Genomic DNA, 12,650 nt, shown 5'->3' with positions numbered 1-12,650 from the left:
AAACTCCTTCCACAGTTTTATCTATGGAAGGAGTTTTTCTTACATCTTGGCTTCAATTCCATTTATTCAATACTCTTGAGTGATTCTACCATATCAATCTTCTTCAATTTAAAATACATAATTCCATTTACGATCAATGAAAACAGAATTGTAAATAGCAGACTGTACATGTAACTTGAAAAGTTAATATTTCTTCCGAACATGGCTGTGTCTACTTCCACCGTATCAATGATAAAGGCATGCAGGAATTTTCCAAGCACCACTCCTACCGCCGCTCCGATGAATGTCAAAAGTACATTTTCACGATATACGTGTTCTGCCACTTCCAGATCATAGAATCCCAGCACTTTCAAGGTTGCCAGTTCCCTCTGCCGCTCCGTGATATTAACAGTATTAAGGTTATAAAGTACGACAAATGCAAGCATTCCTGCAGAAATGATCAGTACTACAATAACCAGATTCAGACTTTTTAGCATATCGTCCAGCTGTTTTTCAATATCACGCATATAGCTGACGCTAAGCGCTCCGTCCTGGGTCAGAATGTCTTCACCAATCTTGTTGTAGTCTTCCTGCGTATCTCCTTTTTGTCCTGCAAAGAAAATACTGTTATATTCCGAATTCTCACCATACACTTTCTCATAATAAGAAGGAGTAAAGAAAATATAGTGTCCCATATAATTCTCGCAGATATGAGCAATTTTTACTTTCTTATTACCATTCTCTTCATCTTTAATTTCAATGGTATCCCCTGCTTTTGCATTCAAAAGTTTTCCGGTTTTCTCAGAAATAATGACACCTTCATCATCAAGCGTATACTCCTCTTTTGATTTCCGGTCGTGGAAATCAAAATAATCTTTTACGTCTTTCGGTTCCGAAAATACGACCTGATAAGTATCACGTTTATTCTTTCCATTGACAAGTGTTACATTCTTCATGCTGGTCTGCATATAATGACTGATGTCCGAATCGTCCTTCATATAATCCAGGAGATTCTGTCTTGTCTCATCTGAAATGTCTTCTTTTAGGTAGACACTTCCATCATACATCTGAATATCCCGGAACTGCAATTCTGCAATTTCATAACAGGAATCTTTGATTCCATATCCAACCAGCATCAATCCCATACAACCGCCAATTCCAAAAACTGTCATAAAGAAACGTTTCTTATATCTGGTTAAGTTACGAATGCAAGACTTCCATGTGAAACTTAAATGTTTCCAAATAAATTTTATTCTTTCCAAGAAAACTCTTTGTCCATTTTTAGGTGCCGGTGGGCGCATCAGTACTGCCGGCTGTGCTACAAGTTCTTTGTAACATGCAAAAAATGTTGCTGCCATTGTACATACAATTGCTGCCGCCGCTGCCATCCAGGCATAGATCCATTGGTATGGGATCAGAATATGTGTAATATGCTGATATAATATTCCATATGCATAGACAATGATATATGGCAATATCTTTTCACCGATCAGCACACCCAATACACTGCCGCCTGCTGTCGCGATCAACGCATATCCAAGATATTTCTTCGCGATGGACATCTTGCTATATCCAAGTGCTTTCATGGTTCCGATTGCGGTTCTTTGCTCTTCTACCATTCGCGTCATGCTGGTCAGACTAATCAGCGCCGCGACAAGAAAGAATAATACCGGGAAGACACGGCCAATCGCACCTAGACGCTCCGCGTTTTCTCCGTACCCGGAATACTCAGTCAAAGTATCACGGTCATAGACATACCAGGTTGGTTTTTCGATGTCCTGAACCTTTGCCTCTGCGTCCGCAATTTTCTGTTCGCCTTCTGCAATCTTCTGGGCAGCCTCCTCTTCACCATTGGCATACTCAATTTTTGCCTCTGCAACTTTCGCTTCATTTTCCGCGATTTCTGCTGCTCCCTCTTCCAGCTTCTTCTCCTGCTTTCGAATTTCAGCCCATCCGGACTGAATCTGGGATTTTCCACTTGCAAGCTGCTGCGGAACACCATTTAAAGAAGCCTTCGCAGCGTCAAGCTCTGACTTCGTCTGAGCCAGAGTTGCTGCAGTGTCATCAAGCTGCTTCTGGGCAGCATCCAGTTCGGCTTTACTCTCATCATATTTCTGCTGTTCAATGGAAATCTTCTGCTGCATGCCAGCTTCGTTTTCCTTAAGCTCGGTAAGCTGTCGTTCAGATTGTTCTTTTTGCTCCTTCTGCTCTTTTGTAAGCTGATCCTCAGGTATTTGGTCAAATGCTGACAATTCAGAATTTACTGCCTCGATCCCCTGATGAATTTTCGTCAATGTCTGCTGGTCTGCCTGAATCATCTGCTGAAGCGCTGCAAGTCCTTCTCTTCCAGACTGAATCTTTGCTTCTGCTTCCGGCTTCGCAGCCTCATATTGTGCAAGTCCGGCTTCATATTGAGCCTCACCTTCCTGAAGCTGTGCAAGTCCGGCATTATATTGATTCTGTGCCTGTTCCAGTTCGCTTTCTTTTTTGCTCAATGTATTCTTAGCACTGGCAATCTGCTTTTTACCACTGGTGATCTGTGCTTTTCCACTCGTCAACTGCTCCTCGGCGTCTGCTATCTTAGCCGCCGCATCCGCAAGTTCCGAAGCTGCATCCGCTCTGCCCTGCTCCAGTTCTTCTCTCGCCTCGTCAATCTTCTCTTGTGCTTCATTTACCAGCTCCTGCTTTCGAATTTCGGCTCGTTCATCCGTAATATCTTCGATCTGCTCCAAGACTTTCTCTACTTTCTTATCATATCCGTCCGTAAATGCTACTTCATTTTTTGCACCTTTGACCTGTACATATACTTCCGTGTATACGTCCATATCAAATGTCTCTTCCGGCACCATGACAAATGCACTGATAGTTCCGGTACCAATCGTTGCACTTCCACGTCCATAAGAAATGTACATCGGACTGCTGCAAAGGCCGACAACTTTCAGCGTATCTGTCGTCAGAGTATCTTTAACCTCATCAGACGTTCCGGAACGCAATTTAATTGTATCTCCGACCTTATATCCTGCATCCTGGTCTGCCAGACATTCCCCTGCTTTTTGGGGCATCCGTCCGTCACTTAACTTCACCTGATTCATCTCATCCTGTAAAGATATCACATGCAGAACTTTTTGTTTCTTATCTACGACCTGCATGAAGTCCGCGCTGTACGCGCCCTCTGCATGTTCTACTCCGTCGATTTTCAAAATCGCGTCCACATCGTCCTGTGTCACGCCATATGTACTGAGCGCTTTAATATCCATAAGATTGCTTTCATCAAAATATGTATCTCCCGTCAGTCTCATATCCGGCTCCGATGCACGAATTCCTGAGAAAAATGCAACACCCAGTGCCACTATAAATAAAATAGACAGGAATCGCCCCGGACTCTTTCGGATCTCCATATAAAAATCTTTGCTCGTTGGTTTCATTTTCATATGTAATGCCTTTCTTTACCACTCAATCGTCTCGACTGGAACTGGGTGTTCGTTCACTGTCATCTCTGATACCATACCATTCTTTATCTTAATGACACGGTCCGCCATTGGCGCAATTGCAGAGTTGTGTGTGATCAGAATTACAGTCATCCCCTTTTCCCTGCAAGTATCCTGCAAAAGTTTCAAAATCGCCTTACCTGTATTATAATCCAGTGCTCCTGTCGGCTCGTCACACAGCAAAAGCTTCGGATTCTTTGCAAGCGCTCTTGCAATGGAAACCCTCTGCTGTTCTCCACCAGATAACTGCGCCGGAAAATTATCCAGACGCTCACCAAGTCCTACATCTTCCATAACCTCCTGGGCATCCATAGGATTCTTACAGATCTGAAGAGCTAATTCTACATTTTCAAGAGCAGTCAGGTTCGGGATCAGATTATAAAACTGAAATACAAAACCAATGTCATCTCTTCTATATGCTGTCAATTGTCTCGGTGAATACTGTGCAATATCTTTTCCATCTACGATCACTCGACCAGAGCTTGCCGTATCCATACCTCCAAGAATATTCAAAACCGTTGTCTTTCCGGCACCACTTGGGCCTACCACAACTGCAAATTCTCCCTTCTCAATCTGGAAATCAATACCGGCTGCAGCCATAATCTGCACCTCGCCCATCTGATATATTTTCTTCACATCCTCAAGGGATACAAAACTACTCATAACTTTCCTCCACTTCCTCCGTTGACACCCAATCCTCTTCCCTTACCGTTTTTTCACCTTTCCCTAATTCAGCCATCAATGCTAATTCTGCTTTCATTCTATCATAATCTTTCATATCCAAAATCACGTACTCACCTCTGCCATTTTTAGTCAAAAATACAGGAGCACCTTCACTTGTTTCTTTTAAAACTTCTGTATAATTTCTCAAATCAGAAATTGGTTTTATATTTGGCATTTTCACCGCTTCCTTTCAGTTCTTTTTCTTAGTATAACAATTCTTTTTCTTCTTTACAATTAAATTCACACGTTAATTTTACAGCAGTAAAAAAATAAAATCATAATGCATTTCAGCTCCAAGTACTTTATACTATTATTAAGAACTACTAATGTCATTTTTCTATAAATTATAAAGATTGGAGTTTGCCATGGAATTACTTATGAACACTCAGAAAGAATGTCAGCAACTGGAAGTATACGGGGAATATTTGAAAAAAATACCAGAACTGCTGAAACAATTAGAAACTGTTGAGAAAATGTATCAGAAAGCTGTGTTAGAAGAAGCCATGCTGAAAGACAAGCCTCTTGATAATCACAGTGTCCAGCTCTATGCAGAACGTCTGCACAGAATCAAAGAACAATGCGAGATTCGCTCCGCAGACATCCGTCAGCAATGCACACTTATCCTCGAACTCAAAAGCCAGATAGAAGCCGAAAGTAGTGTATTGAAAGCGTTGCAACCTTAATAAGCAGCTTCGTGTCAGCATGTAAGTTTTATTGATTATATACTACCGGAAACTGCAGAACAGAAAATCCACCTGATTTTTCTGACTTCTGTGCAGTGGCGATGAGACTGTAGAAAACTTGAAAGCCTTTGCTTTTAAGTTTTCTGTTCTATCAGGCTCATCAGAACGTCTTGCACAGGGAAGACAAATCAGGTGGATTTTCATTATGCATTTTCAAAGCTGATATAATCAGTAAAATTACTCCCGTCCATCGAAGCAATACGTACATACCTGACTTGGATCAATTCCAATAGACTCTAAAAGATCGTCCAGTCTATGGTATCTTAGTGACGTAAAGTTCTGGATTCTTCGAATTTCTTCGATCATATTTGCATAGCGGTCGGAGCATGGATCTGAATACTCTTTTAATACCTCTGCAGATACTTCTCCGCCTTCCTGCTCCTGAATGACTCTTCTCGTGATCAGATCCATCTCGGATTTCGATCTTGAGAAGTTCAGGTATTTACATCCATAAAGAAGCGGTGGACATGCCGGGCGGATATGCACTTCCTTCGCTCCGCTTCTATATAAAAACTCTGTTGTCTCACGAAGCTGTGTTCCACGGACGATCGAGTCATCGATCAAGAGTAATTTCTTGTCTTCGATCAGAGCCTGTACAGGGATCAGCTTCATTCTCGCGATCAGGTCACGCTGACTTTGGTTGGTCGGCATAAATGATCTCGGCCATGTCGGTGTGTATTTGATAAATGGCCTTGCATACGGAATTCCTGATTCATTTGCATATCCGATTGCATGAGCAATACCTGAATCCGGCACACCTGCTACAATATCCGGATGCACACTATCTCCATCACGCTTTGCCAGCATACTTCCGCAACGGTAACGCATTTCCTCAACATTTACCCCTTCATACGCAGAAGTCGGATATCCATAGTATACCCACAGGAAAGAACAGATCTTCATCTTGCCAGTTCTTGCCGGGCGTATTTCTTCTACTCCCTCCGATGTCACATAGACGACCTCGCAAGGTCCCAGTTCCTTATAATCGGTATAGCCCAAGTTAATATAAGCATGACTTTCAAATGAAAGACAATAAGAATCATCCTTCTTACCTATCACAAGAGGTGTTCGCCCATACCTGTCCCTTGCACCATAGATTCCTTCTTTTGTCATGACAAGCATCGTCATAGAACCATCTACAACGTCCTGTACATATTTGATTCCTTCTACTATGGATTCTTTCTCACAGATTAGCGCCGCCACAAGCTCTGTCACATTGATCTGCCCGTTAGTCATTTCCTGAAAATGTGAATGATCCTTCTCAAACAGACCTTTTAACAGTTCCTCATAGTTATTAACTTTTCCGACTGTTGTGATTGCAAAGCTTCCAAGGTGTGACTGAATCAAAAGTGGCTGCGGATCATAATCGGAAATACAGCCAATTCCAAGATATCCTTTCATTTCTGACACATCATGATCAAACTTTGTACGGAATGGAGAATTCTCTATATTATGAATGGCACGGTAAAATCCATCCTCTCCATAAACTGCCATTCCTCCTCGTCTTGTGCCAAGATGTGAGTGATAGTCTACTCCGTAAAATAATTCCAGGACACAGTCCTGCTTTGATGCTACACCAAAAAATCCTCCCATGGCGACCTCCTTATATACTCTTTTGTTTTTATAACTATTTATTCCATGCAAAAAAGTAACCCGGCAAAAGCCAGGCCACTCTTTTTACTTTAACATCTCACGAAGCTTCTGGTTGACCAGTCCGGGATTTGCTTTCCCCTTCATTGCTTTCATCGTCTGACCTACCAGTGCTCCAAGTGCCTTCTCTTTTCCACCCTTATAGTCTACTACAGCCTGTGGATTATCTGCAATAACTTTTTTAAGAACTTCTATAAGTGCTCCTTCGTCATTGACCGTTTTAAGCCCGTGTTCTTCAACATACTTTTCTGGATCTACATTTTCCTCGAACACATGATCAAAAACTTCTTTCGCCACCGAGCTGTTGATTGTTCCTGCATCTGCAAGCTCGATTAGTTTCGCAAGGTTCTCCGGTGTAAATATAATATCTTCTGATTCCATGTTATGTTCTTTTAAGAGCCGCATCGTCTCCACCATGAGCCAGTTGGAAACTTTCTTAGGTTTTCCACATAAAGCAGTTGTTTCTTCAAAGATATCCGCCATATGTTTAGATTCTGTGAGGATTTCTGCATCATATTGTGGAATATCGAACTCTTTCTTGTAACGCTTTAATTTTTCCTCACGGAATTCCGGCTGTCGTTTCTTAACCCGGTCAATCCATTCCTGGCTGATAACAATCGGGACAAGATCCGGTTCCGGGAAGTAACGGTAATCCTGTGCATCTTCTTTGGAACGCATTGCATGTGATGATTCTTTGTTGTCATCCCAGCGTCTCGTCTCCTGAACAACTTTCTTTCCGGCTTCCAGAAGCTCAATCTGACGCTCCCGTTCTCCTTCGATGGCTCTTGCAATTGCCTTAAAGGAGTTCAGGTTCTTCATCTCCGTTCTTGTTCCGAATTCACTGGTTCCCATTTCACGAACGGACAGGTTCACGTCCGCTCTCATAGAGCCCTCCTGCAATTTGCAGTCAGAAGCACCAAGATACTGAATAGTTGTACGAAGTTTTTCCAGATATGCAATAACTTCCTCAGAAGAGCGCATATCCGGCTCCGATACAATCTCCACAAGCGGTACACCGCTTCGGTTGTAATCTACCAGTGATGTATCGTCCCACTCGTCATGGATCAGCTTACCGGCATCTTCCTCCATATGCATTTCATGGATCCGTATTTTTTTCTTCGTATCGCCAACTTCGATCTCTACATAACCATTTCTTGCGATTGGTAAATATAACTGGGAAATCTGATAGTTCTGTGGGTTATCTGGGTAAAAGTAATTCTTACGATCGAATTTGCATACTCTTGTAATATCACAGTGAGTTGCAAGTCCGATTCCCATTGCATACTCTACTACCTGTCTGTTCAGTACCGGAAGGGAACCTGGCATACCAGTACATACCGGACATGTGTGGGTATTTGGCGCACCTCCGAACTGGGTGCTGCAACCACAGAAAATCTTTGTCTTTGTCGCAAGTTCTACGTGAACCTCAAGTCCAATGACTGTCTCATACTGCTTTGCCATAACTATCTTCCCTCCTTCACAAACTGTGGTGCTTCATAAGTTCTTGTCTGTTCAAATGTGTAGGCTGCCTGGATAATTTTTTTCTCCTGGAAGCAGTCTCCGATAAGCTGCATGCCGACCGGAAGACCTTTGGAATCTTTTCCTACCGGAATACTGATTCCAGGAAGTCCTGCCAGGTTCACGGAGATTGTGTAAATGTCACTCAAATACATTTTCATCGGATCACTTAAGCTCTTTCCAAGCTCTGGTGCCGTTGTCGGAGCCGCCGGAGCCACGATCATATCATATTTTGCAAATGCTTTGTCAAATGCCTGTTTAATCAGTGCCTTTGTACGAAGTGCTTTCAGATAGTAAGCATCATAATATCCAGAGCTTAATACAAAAGATCCAAGCATGATCCTGCGCTTTACTTCTGCTCCGAATCCTTCGGAACGTGTCTTTTTGTACATATTGTGAAGTCCTTCGTATTCTTCTGTGCGGTAACCATATTTTACGCCATCAAAACGTGCCAGGTTGGAACTTGCCTCAGCATCTGCAATAATGTAGTATGCCGGAATCGCATATTTCACAAGACTTAAGTCAAATTCTTCTACAACTGCGCCTTTTTCTTCCAGGACCTTCACTGCATTTAAAATCTGCTCTTTTACGTCTGCGCTTAATCCATCCCCAAAGTAATCTCTCGGAATACCTATCTTCATACCTTTCACGTCGTCTGTCAATGCCGAAGTAAAGTCATATTCCCGCTCCACGGAAGTACTGTCTTTTACATCATGAGAAGCGATTGTCTCAAGGATAGTCGCACAATCTGTCACATCTTTCGCAATTGGTCCGATCTGATCCAGCGAAGAACCGTAAGCAATCAGTCCGTACCTGGATACCGTTCCATAAGTCGGTTTAATCCCCGTTACACCACAAAATGAACTCGGCTGACGGATAGATCCACCTGTATCAGAACCAAGTGCATAAGCGCACTCACCTGCTGCCACTGCTGCGCAGGAGCCACCTGAAGAACCGCCTGGCACATGTCCCAGATTCCATGGATTTCTTGTCACTCCATAATAAGAAGTCTCGGTTGTACTTCCCATGGCGAATTCATCCATATTAGTCTTTCCGATTATGACTGCACCGGCTTTTTCCAAGTTCAAAACTGCCTCTGAAGTAAAGGTTGGAACAAAATTTTCCAGAATTTTGGAACTGCAAGTTGTTCTCGTCCCTTTCGTGCACATATTATCCTTGATTGCCACCGGAACACCTGCAAGAGGACTCAGAAGTGTTCCGTCATCGATCATCTTCTGAACTTCTTCGGCACGCTTTAATGCACCCTCTTTATCAATGGTCACATAGCTGTGCACATCATTCTCTACCTTTTCAATCTGATCCAGATATGCCTGCGTGGCTTCCGTAACTGAAATTTCTTTTGCTTTTATTTTCTTTCCGAGTTCCACTGCTGTCAGACTCATAATATCCATAACTCGTCTCCTCCTATCCGATTGTCTTCGGCACCTTGAAGCTCTGCTCCTTCATAAGTGGTGCATTTGCCAATGTATCACTGCTGCCATCACCATTTGTCACAACGTCTTCGCGAAATACATTATTCACCGGAAATACATGAGACATCGGTTCAATTCCATCCGTGTCGAGTTCATTTAATACATCAATGTAGTCCAACATTTTTTCCATATCTGCCTTGGCTTCTTCTTTCTCTTTCTCTGAAAGTTCCAGCTTCGCCAGAATACCCACATACTCAATGGTCTCGTCTGAGATTTTGTTTGCCATTTTAAGCACCCTCCTGTCTGCCAGTTATCTTACATCTTAATTCTTATCTCTAATAATTGTAATATTCATAATAATCCGTCGTTGATATATGCTCGCTTGGAGTCAGTCGGAGTTCCATATTGTCATCTAATGTAATCTGCGCATTTTTCGGAAGAACAAGATTCTTATATTCCTTTCCGTCTGTGCAATTCTCGCCCAGATACAGATCTTTTGTCTCCATAGATTCACCATATTCTGTATAAATATCAACGTCCACACTGCCTTCTCCACTGACCAGTATGAGATCATACACCCCTGCCGGAAGGTCAGGACCTACGGTCAGGTCTTTTTTTACTACCAAAGGCTCTTGTCCTGCCAGTGGATTATTTTCATAAAGAATGTTTTCTGTCTGCGCATTATCTGAATAAAGTGTAATCGTTGTCTGTGAAGAAATGTGAACAATCGCTCCATTGTATAATCTTAAGTCATCCAGATAATCACCGTCTGTCCGCCCTGCATATTCATAAAGGTAAAATCCGCTGTCCCAGTCATCAACCTGGACCGTATCGTAATCATAAGATACATCCGCCTGATAATTTCCTTCCGGAATGTGCACACCGACCACATAGTCACCACTGGTCAGCTCAAAACTTACACTCTCACCATCTGCCGGAAGTTCTTTTGTCACATTTTCATACGGGTCACTTCTTGTATAGTCTTGTGTATTCTCCTGGTATCCGCTGATTACATCATCTAAAATATCACTGACCATCGGTTGGAAAATACCAAAAAATACATTGAAGATGACAATGACTGCTATAATCTTACTGATAATCCTTCCCGGCTTTTTCTTCTTACCGACTTTCTTACGCCCTGTACTTCCTGTATTTCCAGAGTAAGTAGTTGTACTCCCCTGCCAGGACTGATCCTGCTGCCTGTTGTTATCTTTTTGACTCCCCTGCCAGGACTGTCTCGATGTATTTGGCTTCGGCTGTTTCTCCGGCTTCTCATTCTTGCCATAATGCACATGAGTCAATGGTTCATGATCACATTCACTTTGGTTTATTCGATAATTTTTATCGGATTTGTTATTGTCTAATCCACACTCCGTACAGATTCCATTACTATTCAGTTTTCCTCCACATAAAGAACATCTCTTTCCAAACATAGCTTCTTCCATCCTCTCTGCTCATTTCGCTCCCGGGTGGTTAAGCAGGTACATTTCCACTTTTATGGGGAGCATAGATGAGAAGAACTGTCTGGGAATTCTCTATGGCTCCAGTCTGCTTAAGTCTCTTGGGAATAATGTTGTTTCTCTTACATTATCCTCCCCAAGCAGCTGCATCGTCAAGCGTTCCAGTCCAATTCCCAGTCCTCCGTGTGGCGGCATGCCATGTTTAAATGTAGCAAGATACTGATCCATACCTTCTGTCGTCATGCCTCTTGCTTCAATCTTCTTTAGAAGTGTCTGATAATCGTGGATTCTCTGACCTCCGGTCGTAATTTCAAGGCCACGGAAGAGAAGATCAAAGCTCAGTGTATATTTCGGATCCTCCGGATCGTCCATCGCGTAAAATGGACGCTTCTTTGACGGATAGTGCGTAACAAATACAAAATCGCTGCCCCACTCTTCTTTTGCATATTTTCCAATCAGTACTTCTTCTTCCGGCTCCAGATCAAATGGGTTACGCATCTTGTGATTATATTTCTCAGCTACCAGCTCTTTGATCTCACTGAATTTTACTGCCGGAATCTGATCTACTTTCGGAAGTTCCACATTCAGAATCTTCAGTTCTCTGGCATAATCTTTTTTTAAAAGTTCCATGGCATACTGGAGAAATCCTGTCTCCATTCCCATAATATCCTCAAATCCATCAATATAGCCCATCTCAAAGTCCAGACTCGTATATTCGTTCAAATGTCTCTTCGTATTATGCTTCTCAGCACGGAACACCGGCGCCGTTTCAAATACCCGGTCAAACACACCGACCATCATCTGTTTGTAGAACTGAGGACTTTGCTGGAGCACTGCCGGGCGGTGGAAATATTCCAGCTTAAATAAGTTTGCACCACCTTCTGCACTTTTGGCTCCAATCTTCGGTGTATGAATCTCAGTAAATTCCTGACTATATAGGAAATCACGAAATGCTCTTGTCAGTCCTTCCTGAATCCGGAATTTTGCACGCTCCCTGATATTTCTAAGAGAAATGGAACGATAATTTAACTTTGCCTCCAGAGAAGTGTTTAATTTCCACTTGGAAATTGCAAGCGGCATCATCTCATCTTCCGGCTGACTTAAGATTTTAACTTTTTTCATGCGGATTTCAATGCCATTCGGCGCTTTTTCATTCTGCTCAAGCACCCCTTCGACTTCAAGCGTTGATGCTTCTTTGATTTCTTTCAGATCAAATGTGGCACTGCCTTCTTCGTATATACACTGGAGCAGGCCTTCTCTTTTTCTTAAGATTACAAATGCAACTGTTCCCATATCACGGATTGTATGCACTGCACCATTGACTTTTACTGCCTCGCTGGTCTTTGCATTTAAAAGTTCTGTAATCTCCAATGTATCTTTTTTCTTTACGCCTGTCTGGTATTCCATGACTGTTTCCCTCCTGTTAAATTTTGTTCCATTTTATTACTCTTTTAATATTTTTCTTTCAGAAAGTATCTTTCTTAATGCAAAAAGTCCCGGAATACATAATCGTATTCCGGGACGGATTATCTTAATATCCGCGGTACCACCCGCTTTTGAACTCGTCTTTGAATTCATCTCTCGCACATAACGCGTGCCAGCGTACTGCTCTACTTGCAATTACTGTAAATTTAAACCTAAATTGCTTTCGCTCAG

General features: G+C 42.4%; 10 protein-coding genes. 1 reads left to right on the top strand and 9 read right to left on the bottom strand.

Annotated features, from left to right (window positions below; genetic code table 11):
- Positions 1–62 precede the first annotated feature (62 nt).
- From LI149_RS06550 to LI149_RS06540, 3 genes are read right to left on the bottom strand one after another with little or no spacing between them, the layout of a single operon-like run.
- On the bottom strand, positions 63–3,410 hold the full coding sequence (locus LI149_RS06550; RefSeq protein ID WP_227078847.1) for an FtsX-like permease family protein: 3,348 nt from the start codon (positions 3,408–3,410) through the stop codon (positions 63–65).
- Between the two features lie 15 nt (positions 3,411–3,425).
- Positions 3,426–4,130 carry an ABC transporter ATP-binding protein gene (locus LI149_RS06545; protein ID WP_117495311.1) on the bottom strand — a complete coding sequence of 235 codons (705 nt, stop codon included), beginning with the start codon at positions 4,128–4,130 and terminating at the stop codon, positions 3,426–3,428.
- Positions 4,123–4,365: a type II toxin-antitoxin system prevent-host-death family antitoxin gene (locus tag LI149_RS06540; protein WP_118359438.1), complete on the bottom strand. Its 243-nt coding sequence runs from the start codon at positions 4,363–4,365 to the stop codon at positions 4,123–4,125. Before LI149_RS06540 ends, LI149_RS06545 begins: the two co-directional genes overlap by 8 nt.
- A gap of 190 nt (positions 4,366–4,555) precedes the next feature.
- Here LI149_RS06540 and LI149_RS06535 point away from each other — a divergent pair, with 190 nt between their 5' ends.
- Complete coding sequence (locus LI149_RS06535; RefSeq protein WP_117606680.1) at positions 4,556–4,873, top strand: hypothetical protein; 318 nt, start codon at positions 4,556–4,558, stop codon at positions 4,871–4,873.
- Positions 4,874–5,110: 237 nt separating this feature from the next.
- Here the strand turns inward: LI149_RS06535 and LI149_RS06530 are convergent, their stop codons facing one another.
- The 6 genes from LI149_RS06530 to aspS form a co-directional block, all read right to left on the bottom strand.
- On the bottom strand, positions 5,111–6,526 hold the full coding sequence (locus tag LI149_RS06530) for an amidophosphoribosyltransferase (protein WP_005340942.1): 1,416 nt from the start codon (positions 6,524–6,526) through the stop codon (positions 5,111–5,113).
- Between the two features lie 84 nt (positions 6,527–6,610).
- Positions 6,611–8,044, bottom strand: a complete 1,434-nt coding sequence (gene gatB / locus LI149_RS06525; protein ID WP_227143105.1) for an Asp-tRNA(Asn)/Glu-tRNA(Gln) amidotransferase subunit GatB — start codon at positions 8,042–8,044, stop codon at positions 6,611–6,613.
- Between the two features lie 2 nt (positions 8,045–8,046).
- The gene (gatA, locus tag LI149_RS06520) at positions 8,047–9,513 is read right to left on the bottom strand and encodes an Asp-tRNA(Asn)/Glu-tRNA(Gln) amidotransferase subunit GatA (protein ID WP_119225435.1); all 1,467 of its coding nucleotides are present in this window, start codon (positions 9,511–9,513) and stop codon (positions 8,047–8,049) included.
- A gap of 13 nt (positions 9,514–9,526) precedes the next feature.
- Complete coding sequence (gene gatC, locus LI149_RS06515) at positions 9,527–9,820, bottom strand: Asp-tRNA(Asn)/Glu-tRNA(Gln) amidotransferase subunit GatC (RefSeq protein ID WP_173786217.1); 294 nt, start codon at positions 9,818–9,820, stop codon at positions 9,527–9,529.
- Between the two features lie 49 nt (positions 9,821–9,869).
- The gene (locus LI149_RS06510) at positions 9,870–10,967 is read right to left on the bottom strand and encodes a hypothetical protein (protein WP_227143104.1); all 1,098 of its coding nucleotides are present in this window, start codon (positions 10,965–10,967) and stop codon (positions 9,870–9,872) included.
- Between the two features lie 102 nt (positions 10,968–11,069).
- Positions 11,070–12,401 carry an aspartate--tRNA(Asn) ligase gene (gene aspS / locus LI149_RS06505; RefSeq protein WP_173786215.1) on the bottom strand — a complete coding sequence of 444 codons (1,332 nt, stop codon included), beginning with the start codon at positions 12,399–12,401 and terminating at the stop codon, positions 11,070–11,072.
- Positions 12,402–12,650 lie beyond the last annotated feature (249 nt).

This window comes from Dorea sp. 210702-DFI.3.17 (assembly GCF_020560825.1).
Taxonomy (GTDB): domain Bacteria; phylum Bacillota; class Clostridia; order Lachnospirales; family Lachnospiraceae; genus Dorea; species Dorea formicigenerans.
This window is presented reverse-complemented; position numbering and strand designations above follow the sequence as displayed.